The 16,522-nt window shown below is 31.0% G+C and carries 17 protein-coding genes; 4 read left to right on the top strand and 13 right to left on the bottom strand.

Translation table 11 applies throughout. From position 1 onward, the window contains the following. Window positions 1-127: 127 nt before the first annotated feature. Together ACN0WI_RS14900 and ACN0WI_RS14905 are read right to left on the bottom strand one after the other, a co-directional pair. Window positions 128-2,482, bottom strand: a complete 2,355-nt coding sequence (locus ACN0WI_RS14900) for a TonB-dependent siderophore receptor (RefSeq protein ID WP_417887840.1) — start codon at window positions 2,480-2,482, stop codon at window positions 128-130. Window positions 2,483-2,713: 231 nt separating this feature from the next. Then, window positions 2,714-4,171, bottom strand: a complete 1,458-nt coding sequence (locus ACN0WI_RS14905; protein ID WP_417887841.1) for a TonB-dependent receptor — start codon at window positions 4,169-4,171, stop codon at window positions 2,714-2,716. Window positions 4,172-4,273: 102 nt separating this feature from the next. On the opposite strand from ACN0WI_RS14905, the gene ACN0WI_RS14910 reads away from it, so the two are divergent. Continuing rightward, window positions 4,274-5,047: an MBL fold metallo-hydrolase gene (locus ACN0WI_RS14910; protein ID WP_417887842.1), complete on the top strand. Its 774-nt coding sequence runs from the start codon at window positions 4,274-4,276 to the stop codon at window positions 5,045-5,047. Beyond that, window positions 5,037-5,519 (top strand): hypothetical protein, encoded by a 483-nt coding sequence (locus tag ACN0WI_RS14915; RefSeq protein WP_417887843.1) that lies wholly within the window; start codon window positions 5,037-5,039, stop codon window positions 5,517-5,519. The genes ACN0WI_RS14910 and ACN0WI_RS14915 overlap by 11 nt, the downstream gene beginning before the upstream one ends. An 84-nt stretch (window positions 5,520-5,603) precedes the next feature. On the opposite strand, the gene ACN0WI_RS14920 is transcribed toward ACN0WI_RS14915, so the two are convergent. From ACN0WI_RS14920 to ACN0WI_RS14950, 7 genes are all read right to left on the bottom strand, one after another. Then, complete coding sequence (locus tag ACN0WI_RS14920) at window positions 5,604-6,800, bottom strand: acetate/propionate family kinase (RefSeq protein WP_417887844.1); 1,197 nt, start codon at window positions 6,798-6,800, stop codon at window positions 5,604-5,606. Between the two features lie 7 nt (window positions 6,801-6,807). Next, a complete protein-coding gene (gene pta, locus ACN0WI_RS14925; protein WP_417887845.1) occupies window positions 6,808-8,901 on the bottom strand; it encodes a phosphate acetyltransferase in 2,094 nt (697 codons plus the stop codon). A 113-nt stretch (window positions 8,902-9,014) separates the two neighbouring features. Then, entirely contained in the window at window positions 9,015-9,674 is a 660-nt protein-coding gene (locus ACN0WI_RS14930; protein ID WP_417887846.1) for an alpha/beta hydrolase, read from the bottom strand. Continuing rightward, entirely contained in the window at window positions 9,674-9,997 is a 324-nt protein-coding gene (locus tag ACN0WI_RS14935; protein WP_417887847.1) for a hypothetical protein, read from the bottom strand. Before ACN0WI_RS14935 ends, ACN0WI_RS14930 begins: the two co-directional genes overlap by 1 nt. A 10-nt stretch (window positions 9,998-10,007) precedes the next feature. After that, window positions 10,008-11,261: a dihydroorotase gene (locus ACN0WI_RS14940; RefSeq protein WP_417887848.1), complete on the bottom strand. Its 1,254-nt coding sequence runs from the start codon at window positions 11,259-11,261 to the stop codon at window positions 10,008-10,010. 183 nt (window positions 11,262-11,444) lie between these two features. Continuing rightward, window positions 11,445-12,209 carry a TIGR02757 family protein gene (locus tag ACN0WI_RS14945; protein WP_417887849.1) on the bottom strand — a complete coding sequence of 255 codons (765 nt, stop codon included), beginning with the start codon at window positions 12,207-12,209 and terminating at the stop codon, window positions 11,445-11,447. A gap of 16 nt (window positions 12,210-12,225) precedes the next feature. Continuing rightward, a complete protein-coding gene (locus ACN0WI_RS14950) occupies window positions 12,226-12,885 on the bottom strand; it encodes an ABC transporter ATP-binding protein (RefSeq protein WP_417887850.1) in 660 nt (219 codons plus the stop codon). Window positions 12,886-13,029: 144 nt separating this feature from the next. Here ACN0WI_RS14950 and msrA point away from each other — a divergent pair, with 144 nt between their 5' ends. Together msrA and ACN0WI_RS14960 are read left to right on the top strand one after the other, a co-directional pair. After that, window positions 13,030-13,566: a peptide-methionine (S)-S-oxide reductase MsrA gene (gene msrA / locus ACN0WI_RS14955; protein ID WP_417887851.1), complete on the top strand. Its 537-nt coding sequence runs from the start codon at window positions 13,030-13,032 to the stop codon at window positions 13,564-13,566. A gap of 59 nt (window positions 13,567-13,625) precedes the next feature. Continuing rightward, window positions 13,626-13,922, top strand: a complete 297-nt coding sequence (locus ACN0WI_RS14960; RefSeq protein ID WP_417887852.1) for a hypothetical protein — start codon at window positions 13,626-13,628, stop codon at window positions 13,920-13,922. A gap of 67 nt (window positions 13,923-13,989) precedes the next feature. Here ACN0WI_RS14960 and ACN0WI_RS14965 read toward each other — a convergent pair whose 3' ends face one another. From ACN0WI_RS14965 to ACN0WI_RS14980, 4 genes are all read right to left on the bottom strand, one after another. Then, on the bottom strand, window positions 13,990-14,292 hold the full coding sequence (locus ACN0WI_RS14965; protein ID WP_417887853.1) for a DUF6787 family protein: 303 nt from the start codon (window positions 14,290-14,292) through the stop codon (window positions 13,990-13,992). 42 nt (window positions 14,293-14,334) lie between these two features. Continuing rightward, window positions 14,335-14,760 carry a DUF6146 family protein gene (locus tag ACN0WI_RS14970; protein WP_417887854.1) on the bottom strand — a complete coding sequence of 142 codons (426 nt, stop codon included), beginning with the start codon at window positions 14,758-14,760 and terminating at the stop codon, window positions 14,335-14,337. A gap of 25 nt (window positions 14,761-14,785) precedes the next feature. Beyond that, complete coding sequence (locus tag ACN0WI_RS14975) at window positions 14,786-15,406, bottom strand: hypothetical protein (protein WP_417887855.1); 621 nt, start codon at window positions 15,404-15,406, stop codon at window positions 14,786-14,788. Between the two features lie 127 nt (window positions 15,407-15,533). After that, window positions 15,534-16,505, bottom strand: coding sequence for an NAD(P)-dependent oxidoreductase (locus ACN0WI_RS14980; RefSeq protein ID WP_417887856.1), 972 nt, complete (start codon window positions 16,503-16,505; stop codon window positions 15,534-15,536). Between the last annotated feature and the right edge of the window lie 17 nt (window positions 16,506-16,522).

Here is a 16,522-nt window from a genome sequence, read left to right on the forward strand (position 1 = left end):
TTCTGATTTTTCAAATACACCATACGTATGTTCACTGTAATGATATTGTAGCTTCCGGCGGAGTTTCTAAGAGAAATCCGTTGCAGAAATACTTAAAAATAGTACTAATAAACTTATTTTTTCATTGTTAAAATTTATAGTTAAGGCTTAGTCTAAAATTTCTACCTGGTTCACTTTGCCAATAGACATAATTGCCATAATCGGCTCCAGAATATAGGTATTCGTTTAATAAATTATTGATATTTAAGCCTATTTTAAATCGATTTTTTTGCCAAGACAATGCACCGTCCATTCTAAAATAATCGGGTAAATCGGTTTGCCCATCAGCTCCCCAAGTCCAAGAAGATCGATCTACTAAGTATTGATAGCCAGCCGAGATACCAAAACCTTTTAATTTTTCTGTTTTGAATTTATATTTTAACCAAGCATTTGTAATATGTTTAGAAAATCCGGCTATAGGATTTCCATTTTCATCTTCAAGATTAGTATAGGAATAATTAAGAATTACATGCAACCCTTTTGTGATCTCACCGCGGATATCAAATTCAAATCCTTTAGAAGTAATATCTGTATCTTGTTGAATGGAATATTGTGCATTTTCTGGATCTGTAACTAAAAATTTATTTTTATGAATATTAAAATAAGTGGCCGTAGCATTCCATTTGCCGTTCATAAACTGAAACTTTAATCCACCTTCTATATCTTCAGCAGTAACAGGATCGAAAGCTTCGCCATTTCTATTTGTTCCTTGTTCTGGTAAGAACGTTTGATCGTACATTGTATATACAGAAAAATTATCTAATATCGAATACGAAAGTGCAACTCTTGGCGTAAAGACATTATCGTCTGATATTCCTGAGTAGGAACTTTCGAACTCTGTATATCTACCAGCTAAGGTTAATCTAAGATTATTATTAAAAAAGCCTAATTCGTCTTGGAAATAATACGATAAATATTGAGATGTAATAATTCCATTTGCACGTTGTTCTAGATCTAAACTTCTATCAAAATTAGGTAAGACAGCCGCAGGTTGTGGATTATAAATATTAAACGGATCTCTAGGGGTATCGATATTTACTTTTTGAGACCAATCTGCAATGTAATTTTTATTTCCAAAATCAAGTCCTGCTAAAATATAATGAGATATATTTCCTGTAGTTTCTTTACCTTTTATAAAAACTTGTCCTAATTTTTGTTCTTCATGAGCATCCCAAATTGAAATTTGCCGTATTAAATCTCCATTATCTAAAACTCCATAATTGTTAGGATCGTTTTCAATATTATATTGAGAATCTATCCATAAACTTTGCCCTTGATTTTGATGATTTAAGTAACTTAGTTGTGCGGTTAAGTTCCAATTTTCATTTAGTTTATGATCAAAATTAATATAGGCGTAGTGCTCTTTCATTATTGAAGGTCCTAATTTTGGGTCTCCTAATGTAAAATCTCGATCTAGATCAGCATATTTTTTGGGAGCAAAAACATAAGCAGAACCAATTAGTTTTATCTTGTTATACTGAAATGTATATTGTGCAGTTAATGAGGTTTTATCATCAAATTCATATTTGATACTAGTAGCTAAAGTATAGCGATTTTGAGGTTCAAAATCTCTATGCGATTCTTTAGTAGAGGCAGCTCCTACAAAACGATATTGTAATTTTTTATCTTTCGATAAAGTTCCCTCTATATCGGTACTAACTCGTAATGTATTATAACTACCCGTTAAAAAATTAATTTCTCCGCAAGTACTTCCTGTAGGTTTTTTTGTTACTACGTTATATAATCCGCCAGGTTCTCCACTAGAAAGCATAAAAGACGAAGGACCTTTTACCACTTCTATACGTTCTACCATTGCCAAATCTTCTGCCATTGGTCCCCATGTGGATAATACATTCATTCCATTTCTAAAAGGAGGGATTCTAAAACCACGCATGTTTATTCTAGCAAAATTTCCCCAGTGTTCAATCATTTGAGCACCACTTACATTTCTCGTAATATTTTCCATCATACTGATGGTTGCCTGATCTTGCAACACATCATTAGTTATTATTTGAACATTCTGCGGAATTTTTAGTATTTCTTCATCTAACTTAAGAGAAGAAGAAACATTTCTACCGATATAAGTTTCTTTTTTTCCAGAAATAATAACATCGTCTAAAGAGTTAATTTCAGTATTTAAAAAAATAGAAATACTTACATTATGATCTATTGTAACCGGTATTTCTTTCTTTTTAAATCCTATGATGGAGGCTATTAAAATATATTTTCCTTCTGGGATCCGTCCTATAATAAAAGAACCATTTTTGTTAGTACGTGTTCCTTTTGAAAATGTTCTTGTTGTAGATTGTATTTGAATATTTACATTTTGAAGCTGATTTTTATTTTTATCAGCTACATTTCCCCCAACACTAAATTGCTCGTTTTGTGCGTATGTAGTGAAGTATAAACTACCTAATAAAATTAGGAGTAATAGTTTTCTCATTCTATATTTATTTGGATTGTATAAAAATAAAAATCTAAATATATTAAAGTGATTTGGTTCTGCATAACTATTTTTATACATATTTGAATTTTATGAGTTTGTATCTTTTCGAGAATAGAAAGACTTAAAGTTTATAAAGGGGATATAATATTTTATTTTCAAGATATCTTTTGAATAAAAAAGCGACCAAATAGTGGTCGCTTTTTTATTCATATAATAAACAAAACTCAATTATGCATTTCGAGCTTTTTCTTTATTTTCTTTATAATGAAATAAATTTTCAGATTTAATAATCTCTACACTTCGTTCCGGTAGCATATTCTCCCAACCATCTTGTCCATTAGAAATCATTTGCAGAACTTCTCTAGAATAGATATTTAATAATTCGGGATCAAAGTTTTCAATATCCTCTACGCGACCATTATATTTAAAGAACTTATATAATTCTTTCATTCTAGGGTGAACTTTTACATTATCACTGGTAGTAATTTCTCCCGTTTCGGAATCTTTTAGTGGATATAAATATACTTTAAGATCTTTAAAGAATAGTTTACCAAATGCTTCTAGAATACCTCCACTTAAATGACGATAATATTTTTCATCAAATACATCAACTAAGTTATTTACCCCCATAGCTAATCCCATTCTCATTTTAGAATATCGGCTAAAGTATTCTACTACTTTATAATATTCTTGAAAGTTAGAAATCATAACTGTTTGGCCGAGATCGCAAAGTAATTTTACACGATCCATAAAGTCTTTCTCGTTAATTTCTCCTTCAGAACGTAAGTTGGAAAGTGTAATTTCGAAAATAACTTCAGTATTATCTTCAGAAACTTTATTTTCTCTAAAGAATAAATCGCAAGATTTATGATAGATATCCATATTAACCTTAGTTACAGGTCTAAAACTACCCCGTAAAGCTAAAATGTTCTTTTTGTAAAGAAGTTTTGCCGGTAATACATTATTTCCATCAGGCCCAAACATAACCGCATCGGTCATTGCATTTTTAACCAATTGAAGACTCATCAATCGGTTATCTACTTTTTTGAATCTGGGGCCGGAAAAATTTATGGTATCAATTTCAATTTGATCTTTATCGATATGGTCGTATAAATATCTTAGCAATTTTTTTGGGCTATCGTATTTATAATAGGCTCCATAAATTAAATTAACACCTAATGTTCCTAAAGTATTTTGTTGGTGTCGGGCATCATTTTCATGAAAGCGGATATGTAGGCTTATTTCGTTATAATCTTCTTCGGGGCTTACTTGATAACGAATTCCTACCCAACCATGGCCTTTGTACTTTTTAGCAAAATCGATAGTGGCAACAGTATTAGCATAACTAAAAAACAGCTTATTCGGGTGCTTTTTTCTAGATATTCGCTCTTCTATTAACCGAATTTCATGGGAAAGCATTTTTTTCAATCGAGCTTCTGTTACATATCTACGGTCGTCTTCAACACCATAAATAGCATCACTAAAATCTTTATCGTAGGCACTCATAGCTTTCGCTATAGTCCCAGAGGCACCACCAGCTCTAAAGAAATTACGCACGGTTTCTTGACCTGCACCAATTTCAGAGAAAGTCCCATAGATATTTTCGTTTAAGTTGATACGAAGCGCTTTACTTTTGATGGAAGGAACATTCTCAAATTCCTTATCGCCCATTATTGTAATTGGCATAAATTCTGTTTTAAATAATCTTCTTTTTTATATTGGTCTAAGGTATTAAATCGCTTAAGTAAACAAAAAATAATACCTAACTTTGTCACAAATATAACACTTTTGGAAGTTACATTTTTAGGAACAGGAACATCACAAGGAATTCCCATTATAGGTAGTAACCATCCGGTTTGTTTAAGCGATGATAGTAAAGACAAGCGTTTGCGAGTTTCTGTAATGGTAGAGTGGGGAGGTACAAATATATTAATAGATTGTGGTCCAGACTTTAGAATGCAAATGTTACGCAATACCTTTTCTAGGTTAGATGCAATTTTATTTACACATGAGCATAACGATCATATAGCAGGATTAGACGATATTCGCCCTTATTTTTTTAAACAGGGAGATATTCCAATTTATGCGCATACTCGAGTTTTAAATGCCTTACACAAACGGTATGAGTATATTTTTGAAACAGAAAATAAATATCCAGGTGCACCTGCAGTTATTGAGCATGAGGTAACTAATGAAAATTTTAAAGTAATTACAAAGCAAATTACTCCCATAAGCTATTGGCATAATAAGTTACAAGTATATGGCTATCGGTTAGATAAGTTTGCCTATTTAACAGATATTAAATCTATTGAAGATCAAGAAGCTGAAAAGCTAAATGGAGTAGAGGTTTTAGTTGTTAGTGCTTTGCGTAAAGAGCCACACCATTCTCATTTTAATTTAGAAGAAGCTTTAGCATTTATTGAAAAAATTAAACCCAAAAAAGCCTATTTAACGCATATTAGCCACTTATTAGGTTTCCATGCTGAAGTAGAATCCACTTTACCTAAAAATGTATATCTAGCTTACGATAATTTAAAAATAACTATTGAAGATGAAGAATAAAATTTTATTGTATTTATTTATATTTTCAGTACTTACTAGCATCTTCATTTATGTTAATGATAAAAAGATATTGGAAAGTCAAACCATAACTATCCAAAATTTAGAATTACGTTTACAAAAGCTTGATAAAAAAGTTCATTCTGGAGTTAAGGCCGAAAAATTTAATCTTTTAGAAAATGAAAAAGCAATAACTTATTTTGAAAGGCAAGGTTTTGAGGCTAATGAAATTCAACAAAAAGTAATTGATAGTTTAATTGATTTAAATGATGCTTCTAAAGATAATCCATTAGTTCCATATGATGGGATTAATGGAGTAATGCGAATTAATCAAGTTCAGTTATTAAATAACAAATGGCTGATAGCTAATTTTACAGATGGCAAATACTGGGGCGAAATTTTATTAAGTTATGATATTTCTGGTAAAGAGAATATTCATTTTGAAAATTTAAAATCAGTTTTATACTCAGAATAAAATTTAAAATTCCAATATAAAAAAGGAGAAGTTTTTATTACTTCTCCTTTTTTATATTGGAATAATTTAATAAAGAAATAGCAGCTATTTCTTTATTAAATTATAGGATTGTTTTGCAATTTCTAATTCTTCATTAGTAGGAACTATCAATATTTGCACATCAGCTCCCGGCTTGTTTATAGACCGAATAGTTTTACCACGAACATCGTTTTTTCTATGGTCTAATTGTAAACCTAAAAAGTCCATATCTTCACAAACTATTTTTCGGATAACACTACTATTTTCACCAATTCCAGCAGTAAATATAACAGCATCAATACCATTTAAAGCCGCAACATAACTACCAATAAATTTTTTAATTCGGTAACCATTCATATAAAGTGCTAATCGGCAATCTTCATCACCCTCAGCAGATTTAGATTCGATATCTCTCATATCGCTATATCCGGTAAGCCCTAACATTCCACTTTTTTTCAGTAATATTTCATTAACTTCTTTAGAAGTATAGCCTAATTTATCTATTAAATAAAAAATTACTGATTGGTCAATATCTCCAGCTCTTGTTCCCATTATTAAACCATTTGCAGGTCCTAATCCAAGAGAGTGATCGATAGCAACCCCATCTTTTATAGCAGAAACGCTACAGCCGTTACCTAAGTGAACAGTGATTATTTTTCCTGATGGTAATTCCTTTTCTTTTAGATAATTAATCGCTGCTTCAGATACATATTTGTGACTAGTACCATGGAAGCCATAAACACGAATATCATTTTCTTCTAAAAACTTTTTCGGAATAGCATATTGGTAAGCCTTTTTTGGTAATGTTTGAAAAAATGCGGTATCAAAAACCACAACCTGACTTGCATTTGAAAATACTTTTTCAGCAACTTCAATTCCTTTTAGATTGTGAGGACCATGTAATGGTGCTAATGGAAATACACTTTTTATTTTCTCTTTTACATCCTCAGTAACTTCAATAGTTTTAGGAAAGTTTTTTCCGCCATGTACTATTCGATGCCCAACAATATCTATATTATCTTTATTGCTTATTACACCAAAATCCTTATCAAGTAAAAAAGTTGTAAGTTTTAATAGTCCTGTTTCATGATCAGGAATATCAAACTCTTTGGTCATTTTAAAATCACCAGACTTATAATTGATTAATGCTCCCTCTAAACCAATTCGTTCTACTATCCCGCTTGCAGCGACAGTTTCCTCCGGCATTTTTATCAATTGAAATTTAATTGAAGAACTACCGGAGTTTATTACGAGTATATTCATTTTTATATTAAAATTCTTGTGCTTGTATAGCTGTTAAAATTACGGTATTAAACACATCATCTACTGTGCAACCTCTACTTAAGTCGTTTACTGGTTTGTTTAAGCCTTGTAACATTGGACCAATAGCTAAAGCTCCTGTTTCTCTTTGTACTGCCTTGTAGGTATTGTTTCCGGTATTTAAATCAGGGAAAATAAGTACGTTTGCTTGTCCGGCAACTTTAGAGTCCGGCATTTTACTTTTTCCAACAGTAGCATCTACAGCAGCATCGTATTGAATAGGGCCTTCAATTGCTAATTCAGGACGTAATCTTTTTACAATTTCTGTAGCTTCCCGAACTCGGTCTACATCTTCCCCTTTTCCTGAAGCACCTGAAGAGTAAGAAAGCATAGCTATTTTAGGTTCGATTCCAAAAGAGATTGAGCTTTCTGCTGAAGAAATTGCAATTTCAGCTAATTCTTCTGCATTAGGATTTGGGTTAATAGCACAATCTCCAAATACAGAAACACGATCCTCTAGACACATAAAAAATACAGAAGAAACAACAGATACTCCTGGTTTTGTTTTTATAAATTGTAAAGCTGGACGAATTGTATGTTGTGTGGTGTGTGCTGCACCAGAAACCATACCATCTGCATCTCCTTTATAAATCATCATAGTGCCATAATACGAAACATCGGCCATCATATCTTTGGCCATATCCATATTTACATTTTTATGTTTTCTAAGCTCGTAAAAAGTTTCTGCATAGTCTAAAAACTTATCAGAAGCAATAGGATCTATAATGTTTAATTTACTTAAATCTAAATTGATTCCTAAATCGGTGATTTTAGATTTTATTTTTTCAATTTTTCCTAAAAGTGTAATGTCTACAATATCTAAAGTCAATAAACGCATTGTAGCTAACAGGATACGATCGTCGGTAGCTTCCGGAAGTACAATATGCTTTCTAGATTTTTGAGCTTTTTTAAATAGCCCATATTGAAACATTTTAGGAGTAATTGCTTCAGGCTGGAAGTTGATTAACTTTTCGGTGATTCGATCCAGCTTCAAATATTTTTCAGAAGCCGCAATTGACGTCATAATTTTTTGGGTACTATCTCTATAAATTTTAGATTTTATATTACCAATTTTATTAGTAACACTAAAAGTACCTCCTTTAACTGATACAATTGGTACTATTTGAGAGAGTCCTTCGATCAGCCTTAATATGCTATCTTCAGGAATAAGTCCACCTGTTAAGATAATACCAGAAATGGTTGGATAATTAGATGAAATATGAGCTTGTAATGCACCTAGAATAATATCTGCTCGATCACCTGGAGTTACTACTAAGCTATCATCTTTTAATTTGGTAATGTAGTTACGTAACTGCATAGCACCAACACCAAAACTTCCGGTTTGATTATCGATATGTTCTTCACCAAATAAAATTTTACCATTTAAAGTTTCTGTAATCTCTTTAACAGTAGGATTAAATAATTTATTGATTAAAGGAACTACAGCAACTTCAACATCATCCGGGAATGTTTTTTTAAGATCGAAATCCACATATCTAACATTCTCTTCATCAATTTTATTGGCTATAATTCCGATTACTTTTACTTCTCTTTTTCTAAAAGAAGTATACGCATAATTAAGCCCGCCAATTAATTCGGATTGTGTTTTACCACGACCGCTAGAAATAATGATAGTAGGAAGTCCTAAGTTTTTAGCTACAGAAACATTTGTATCAAATTCAAATACATTTCCTTTTACCGAAAAATCGGTTCCTTCAACCAATACCAAATCGTACTGATCTTCTAATTTTTTGTATTTTTTAATTATTATATCTAGAACCTCTCCTTCGTTACCTTTATTTCTCTTTTCGAGAACTTCTTTTCGAGTAACTCCGTAGGTCTCTTCGTATGGGATATCTAATTCAAAATGAGAAAGAATTGTTTCAATATGATTATCTTTCTTTCCTTCTTGAATTTCATCTATAATAGGCCTAAAATAACCTACTTTAGCAGTTTTTCCCAATAGTGTTTGCATTAACCCCAAAGAAACGAGAGATTTCCCGCTGTCTTCTTCCATGGTGGTTATGTATATGCCCTTATTCATGAATCTTTATTTTTGTGCAAATTTAACAGTAATTATAGGCAAAAAAAGAAACAAATATCATTTTATTCTTATTCAAAAAAAATAAAGAATAGTAACGAATTAATTAATTTTTTTTAGAGTTTATTTTCAATCCATTTTTTAGCTTCAAAAAAATTTTGATGGGCAACTCCATGCCCTACAGGAAATTCAGAATACGTATTTTTAATATTCAATTTATCTAAAAAAGGTTTGTTTTTACGCGCCCATTCTATAGGTATAACTTGATCTACACTTCCGTGCGAACAGTAAAAGTCTAAATGATCAAAATTATTATCGGTATAATTTTCAACTAAAATTTCAGGATCTATATAACCACTAAAGGCTATTATATTTTTTACTTTTTGTGGATAAGAAAGTGCTACTGCATAACTAAGAATGCTACCTTGGCTAAAACCAAGAAGATTTACTTTATTTTTATCTATAGGATAAGCATTTATGGCTTCATCTATAAATTTAGCGATTAAATCCCTAGAGCTTCTAGCTTGTTCTTGATCTCCAAATTTTTCATCCGGTGCATCCCAGTAAATAGCATACCAAGCGTTTCCACTAGGTTGCATAGGGTAGGGAGCTCTAACTGAAATTATAAAAAAATCGTCGGATAATTCGGGAGCAAAACTAAACAAGTCTTCTTCATTACTACCATACCCATGTAGCATAAATAGTACAGGAGCTTTTTCTACTTGACCTTTCGGTTGTTTAATTATATGTTCTAAAGAAAGAGATGCTTGTTGCATTATTTAATTGATTTAAACCATTTTTGAAAATAAATACCAATAAAAGGAATTAACCTGAATTCTCCTTGAACAGCAGACACTAGACCGTAAATAACCATGATTACATACACTAAATAAAAAGCTGTAGGGACATAAAAATTGGTAAACATAGATGCTAAAGTACCTAGTAAGTAGAAAATAATATGCGTGCCTAATGCTTGCCGAATATGGAAACTTGCCAGTTTATGCTTATCGTCCATATTCATAAAGAGAGCAATAATAAAACCTACAGGAGTAATATATGATACTACAGCAGTTGTTTTTCCTTTTTGAGTTTCAGCCATATTTAGAATACTATTCAGCTATTTGTAATTGATTATTATTGAATATTCCGATAGCTTTTCCTTTTAGTTTTTGACCTAAGAAAATACTATTTTTTGATGTCGAGATAATATTTGATTTATTGAAAGTGTATTTTTCTTCTGGTAAAAAGAACGTTAGTTTAGCTGATTCTTTTTCAGCAATTTTAGTTGTTGAAACTTTAAATCGTGTTGTGTTTTGAGTTAAAATAGTAATTGTTTCTTCTGTAGTGAAAATATTTTGTAGAGCTCCAAAAAAACTTTCTAAGCCAACGGTGCCATAAAAAGCATTATCGAACTCTAATTTTTTATTTTCTATATCTATCGGATCATGATCACTAGTAACAAAATCTATAGTCCCATCTTTCACTCCTTTTATTAAAGCTCTTGTATCTTTTTTGGTACGTAACGGAGGTAATACTTTTGCTCGAGTATCAAATTCTTTCAGTAAATCGTCCGTTAAAAGTAAATTGTGTATAGCAACACTGCAACTTACATTTAAACCTTTCTTTTTTGCTTCTTTTATTAGTTGAACCGATTTTTCAGTAGAAATAGTAGGAATATGTAATTTACCACCTGTATATTCTAAAAGGTAGAGGTCTCTGGCAACTTGTAAATCTTCAGCTAAATTCGGAATACCTTTTAAGCCTAATAATGTACTATTATGATGTTCGTTTACAATTCCTTTCCCTGCAATTTTTTTCTCTAATGGAAAAGATTGTATTAAAGCATCAAAATTTTGTGCATACTGAAGCGCTATCTTAAGCAAATTAGGATTAGCTATTGATTTTTTATAATCTCCAAAACTAACTGCTCCGCCATTTTGCATGTCGAAAAGTTCAGCTAAATCTACTCCTTCTGATTTTACCGTTACAGTTCCGGTTGGTAACAGGTTTACTGCATTACCCATTCCTTTTGCTTTAATTGCAAGTATAGCAGGATTATTGTCGATAGCAGGATTACTATTTGCATTTAATACAATATCAGTAAAACCACTAAAAGCAGCTGTTTTTAGTCCATTTTCGATAGTTTCTCGTTCTTCGTAACCAGGTTCGCCGAAACTTACACTAGTATCTAGCCAACCTTTGGAAACATGTAAACCATCAATTTGAACTGTTTTATCAGCTTCAAGCTTAAGGTTAGATCCGATTTTTTGAATTATTCCGTCTTGTATAAATAAATCGACTTGTTTTAAATGATAATCGCTTTCCTGATCTACGATTTTGGCCGATTTTATAAGTAGCTTCATTTAAAAAAATTTTAGAGGAGCATCTCTATAGTTAAAGATTGGTGCAAAAATAACAAACCATTTGTAAAGCAGCTGCATTTATGCTTCTGCTTTTAGGCTTGTTTTATAAATTTTATTTAATTAGTTATTGTTCAACTAGCTAATAAGGGTTTAAATTTAGAAAACTGTTTTTATTCATTTTTTCTAGTAATTTTCTAAAGCACCCAAGCCAAATAAGGCAAAATCGTATTTTACAGGATCTATTTTATCAAATTTGCGAAGTTTGGTATCTAGCTCCACTAATGCTTTAGCATCGTTCTGTTTTCGCTTTAATATTTTGAGTTTTCTGGCTATATTTCCGGAATGTACATCTAAAGGGCAAGAAAGTTGAGCAGGAGACATAGATTCCCAAATACCAAAATCGACACCTTTATTGTCTGTTCTAACCATCCATCTTAAGAACATATTTATACGTTTTGCAGCTGAATTCTTTAATGGATCGCTCACATGTTTTTGGGTCCTCTTTTCATGTGGTAATTCAAAAAAAATAGTTTTAAAATTATGAATGGCAGGTTGTAAGGATAGGGGAGAGGCTCCTTTAGAAAAAACAGCTTCCAGACCACTATAGTTTTTATAAATATGCTGTAAGGCTTTTATAAAATAGCTAAGATCTGTTTGATTAAAGGTTCTATGTACAAATCCATCAAATACTTTCGCCTTTTCATCAGTATAATTCATTACAAAATCAAAAGGAGTTTTTCCCATACGCTCCATCAGGCTATTTGCATTTTTTAAAATACTTTTTCGGTTTCCCCAAGCAATAGTTGCCGTAAGAAATCCAGCAATTTCAATATCTTGTTTTATAGAGAACTGATGGGGAATTTGTATCGGGTCGGTTTCTATAAAAGACGGATGATTGTATTGATTCGCTTTAAAATCTAAAAACTCTTTTAATTCACTTTGCTTCAAAAAAAATCACTTAAAATTATACAATTTCACCATCTACCATGGTTAATTTACGATCGGCCATATCGGCTAGTTCTTCGTTATGCGTTACAATTACAAAGGTTTGCCCAAATTCATCTCTTAATTTAAAGAAAAGTTGGTGTAGATTTTCAGCAGACTCGCTATCTAAATTCCCCGAAGGTTCGTCAGCAAAAATAACAGCCGGATTATTAATTAATGCTCTAGCGACTGCAATACGTTGTTGCTCACCACCACTTAACATAGCCGGTTTATGGTTTGCACGATCTTTAAGTCCTAGGAAACCTAATAATTCCAAAGCTCTTTTTTCGGTCTCATTTTTTGATTTATTCTGAATAAAAGCAGGAATACATACATTTTCTAACGCAGTAAATTCTGGTAATAATTGATGAAATTGAAAAATAAAACCAATATGCTGATTTCTGAATTTGGCTAAATTATTAGCTGTTAAACCATAAATCTCAGTTTCATTAATAATCAATTTAGACTGCTTGTTTTTTTCCGGTAAATCTAATGTACCTAAAATTTGAAGTAGTGTGGTTTTTCCGGCGCCAGAAGCTCCCACAATAGAAACAATTTCGCCTTTTTTGATATGAAGATTAACACCTTTTAATACATGTAGATCTCCGTAATATTTATGTATATTTTCAATCTCAATCATAACACAATTTAAAACAGGCGAAAATTAGCCAAATTAATTACCACCCCCAAGTTTAAAGTTTGTTAATTCATTTCCGATTTCTCGACAAACTATGTAGTTTACCAGACTAAAAGTTTTTAAAAAATTGGAAAAGAAAGAAATATAATGAAAAAAGAAGAAGTTGCTACCTTTGCTGCCGGATGTTTTTGGTGTACAGAAGCCGTATTTCAGCGTTTAAAAGGAGTAAAAAATGTGATTTCCGGATTTACGGGTGGCTTTATTAAAAATCCGCCTTATCGAGAAGTTGTTACCGGAAGAACAGGGCATGCAGAAGCTATACAAATAACGTATGATCCTGATAAAGTAAGTTATCGAGATTTATTATTAATATTTTTTAGCACACATGATCCTACAACTTTAAACAGACAGCAAAACGATGTAGGGATACAATATAGGAGTGCTATTTTTTATCATTCCGAAGAGCAAAAACAAATTGCAGAAGCTATAATTGATGAGTTAGAAGCAAAAAGCATATTTGAGAATAAAATTGTTACTGAAGTAACTGAAGCTTCTGAATTTTATGAAGCAGAAGCAGAACATAAAGATTTTTACAATCAGCATAAAGAGCAACCGTATTGTCAATATATTATAGATCCAAAAATCAAGAAATTAACTACCTATTTTTCTCAGTATTTAAAATAGGTTGAAAATAATTTATCGATTTGGCACTTTGTTTGATATATTTTTTGCAAAGACTAATTATGAATATACCTAATAAAAAAGTGTTGCTAAAGAGTTTGCTTTTTGATGGAATAGGAATGCTTACTATAGGCATTCCAGTTGTTGGGCCATTTTTAGATATTTTATGGGCACCTTATGCAGCCAAAAAAATGCGAGAGTTATATCCCGATAAAAGAGGTAAAATTGCTTCAATTTTAGTTTTTGCTGAAGAGATATTACCTTTTACAGATGTAGTACCAACATTTACATTAATGTATTTATACATGTATATTTTTAAACAAAAATCAACCTTGCGGATGCAAACTATAAAAGTGTAAATTGATTATTATTTGAAGAATATCAATAAAAAAGCCTCTTTTAGCGGCTTTTTATATAATATCTTAATTAAGAATTTACAAACTTACCTAAACCTAAATGGCTTAGCATTTTTTTTTCGAAAGACCAAAAGAAGGCAAATTGACCAAATAACCATCCAATTGCTACTAATAAAACTTGATAAATAGGGAATATGATTAAAATTCGAATCGGCCAGTAAATAAACCAATCGTGTGCTTTAGTAATTCCTACAAAATTGGTTAATGGTGCAGCTAATTTTGCTGCTGTTGAACCGGTTATTGCAAATACCAGAAAAATTATAAATAGTTGTACGTTTGATTTTACATCCCAACGTTTTTTTAATTTCTTCATAGTAAAACTTTCTATTTTTATAAAAATGAGATCGTTGTAAAGTTAAATTCTGGTAGGCACCGAAAAGCGCTGATCGTATTGCCTACTTAAATACACAAAATAATAATATAATAAATAATTTACGTCATACCCATAATCGATATTTGTATTATAATTTATTTCTTGAACATATAAGCTAGGATTGTAACGATTTGGTTGATGTACTCTTTGATTGTAATCGTTTACTAGAAATTTATTTTTATTTTCTAACCAAGATTGAGAATAATAGTTTTTTGGTTTGGCAATTGTATTCATAAACAGATTGAAACCAGGTTCTATAATTATAATCTCGTATTCCAAACTATCGTTTGCAATTCTAATTGTATCATTTTTAGAATTTGCAATACGGCTACTACGATTTCCGTTTTTTACAATTCCACAGCTATAAATGCATAAGGAAACTAAAATAACAAGTAAGCAATTTTTCATGTGAGCAATTTAACTAAAAAGAATTTTATTTACCACTTGTAAATCCTTTTAAAATACTTTCTTTTTTAGAAGTATATTTTTGTTGGGTTACTACAATTTCTGAAGGATCTTTAATAATATTTGGATCAGTATTGTGGGAGAATATAATTGAATTTAAAGAGTTGGAATATTTTGAGGAAATACCTAAAGCACTATCCAACAATATTTCTAATTCATATTTCGGAATATTATTTCTCGTTTTGGCAATGCTCAAAATAGCTACTAACACAGGGATAGCCAGATCCGTTATTTTTTCTACATTTTCTAGAGAAGTTTCTGTAGCATTCACTATAGTTTCTGAAATTTTATCAAAATTCTTACCTAGAATAAATTCTTCGTATTCTTTACCACAGGCTATAATTTCTTTAGACGATTTTTCATGTAAACTTTGTAAAAATTCTCTAGGAACAGGTGCTTGTATAAGCATTTCGTTTAAAGAATCTCTATGATCTTCAATTATATCGTTTTTAAATTTACCAAGTGTAAGAGGTAAAAGCATACTCAAAATTGTAGATATTTTATTCTCCTGTTCACCGGTAACTTCTTCAGATTTTTTTATTAAAATTTTTCCGATTGAGGTTTTAAATAAATCCAGTATAGACGCCATAAATAAATAGGTTTTATCCTAAATTAGGTATTTAAATACATCTATACTGTTAAAATTGTATTATAACTATTTATAAAATAATAAATTATTGATTTTTTTGTAAAAAGTAATACGCTGTAATTTCTTATTATTTAAAGAAATCCATTCCTGATTTAGCTTTAAATCTTTCAATTATTTCCTGAGCAATTTCTATTCCTGCTTGCTCTGCAGCTTCGCCAGTAAGTCCACCAATATGTGGTGTTAATGAAATACGTTCATTCATCAAAAGCTTAATAGCCGGATTAGGCTCATCATTATAGGTATCTAAACCAGCAAACAATAGCTTTCCTTCTTCTAAAGCTAGGACTAGAGCTTCTTCATCAATTACATTTCCATTAGAAACATTAATTATAGCAGAATTTGGCTTCAATAGATCAAACTCATTTTTACCAATAATCGGTTTTTGTTGAGAAGATACACTTAAACTTATAATATCAGCTTCTTGTAAAACTTCTTCTTTCGTTTTGGTTGTAATTGGAATGCTTACTTTTTGATTTTGAATTTGTATTTCGATAGTAGTTTCAGTAATTACTTTATCGTGAGCAATAACTTTCATTCCAAAACTTAAAGCGATTTTAGCTATTTCTTGGCCTATTTTTCCTAAACCAATAATGCCTAGTGTTTTTCCTTTTACCACTATTCCACCTGCATAAAAATTTCGAAGATCTTTAAAATTTAAATCACCTTCTAGTGGCATGTTTCTGTTGGAATGATGTAAAAATCGACTACCGCCAAGAATATGTGCAAAAACAAGTTCTGCAACAGATCGAGTTGCAGCTACTGGAGCGGTTATAAACTGAACTCCTTTTTTTTCAGCATAAGAAGTAGAATCTACAACTGGTTGGTCGCCAATTACAGCAATAAATTTAAGCTTTGGAGCATTATCGATTACTTCATTTTCAATAAAAGTAGTTCGGGAAATAATTCCTTCTATATTTTTTGAAACTATGTATTCTTTTAGCTGAGACTGAGCTACTTTTACAGCTAATACATTAAACCCTGATTGTGTTAGTTGTGTTATTGCTTGTTGTGATAGCCCATCGGTAACTAAAATATTCATCTAATTTTATTTTTTTA

The sequence above is a fragment of the Zunongwangia sp. genome (assembly GCF_048269745.1).
Taxonomy (GTDB): domain Bacteria; phylum Bacteroidota; class Bacteroidia; order Flavobacteriales; family Flavobacteriaceae; genus Zunongwangia.

Excerpts from the sequence above, each read along its gene's own strand:
- ACN0WI_RS14900 (WP_417887840.1), bottom strand. The coding sequence starts at position 2,482 with ATGAGAAAACTATTACTCCTAATTTTATTAGGTAGTTTATACTTCACT.
- ACN0WI_RS14905 (WP_417887841.1), bottom strand. The coding sequence starts at position 4,171 with ATGCCAATTACAATAATGGGCGATAAGGAATTTGAGAATGTTCCTTCC.
- ACN0WI_RS14915 (WP_417887843.1), top strand. The coding sequence starts at position 5,037 with ATGAAGAATAAAATTTTATTGTATTTATTTATATTTTCAGTACTTACT.
- ACN0WI_RS14920 (WP_417887844.1), bottom strand. The coding sequence starts at position 6,800 with ATGAATATACTCGTAATAAACTCCGGTAGTTCTTCAATTAAATTTCAA.
- pta (WP_417887845.1), bottom strand. The coding sequence starts at position 8,901 with ATGAATAAGGGCATATACATAACCACCATGGAAGAAGACAGCGGGAAA.
- ACN0WI_RS14930 (WP_417887846.1), bottom strand. The coding sequence starts at position 9,674 with ATGCAACAAGCATCTCTTTCTTTAGAACATATAATTAAACAACCGAAA.
- ACN0WI_RS14935 (WP_417887847.1), bottom strand. The coding sequence starts at position 9,997 with ATGGCTGAAACTCAAAAAGGAAAAACAACTGCTGTAGTATCATATATT.
- ACN0WI_RS14940 (WP_417887848.1), bottom strand. The coding sequence starts at position 11,261 with ATGAAGCTACTTATAAAATCGGCCAAAATCGTAGATCAGGAAAGCGAT.
- ACN0WI_RS14950 (WP_417887850.1), bottom strand. The coding sequence starts at position 12,885 with ATGATTGAGATTGAAAATATACATAAATATTACGGAGATCTACATGTA.
- msrA (WP_417887851.1), top strand. The coding sequence starts at position 13,030 with ATGAAAAAAGAAGAAGTTGCTACCTTTGCTGCCGGATGTTTTTGGTGT.
- ACN0WI_RS14960 (WP_417887852.1), top strand. The coding sequence starts at position 13,626 with ATGAATATACCTAATAAAAAAGTGTTGCTAAAGAGTTTGCTTTTTGAT.
- ACN0WI_RS14965 (WP_417887853.1), bottom strand. The coding sequence starts at position 14,292 with ATGAAGAAATTAAAAAAACGTTGGGATGTAAAATCAAACGTACAACTA.
- ACN0WI_RS14970 (WP_417887854.1), bottom strand. The coding sequence starts at position 14,760 with ATGAAAAATTGCTTACTTGTTATTTTAGTTTCCTTATGCATTTATAGC.
- ACN0WI_RS14975 (WP_417887855.1), bottom strand. The coding sequence starts at position 15,406 with ATGGCGTCTATACTGGATTTATTTAAAACCTCAATCGGAAAAATTTTA.
- ACN0WI_RS14980 (WP_417887856.1), bottom strand. The coding sequence starts at position 16,505 with ATGAATATTTTAGTTACCGATGGGCTATCACAACAAGCAATAACACAA.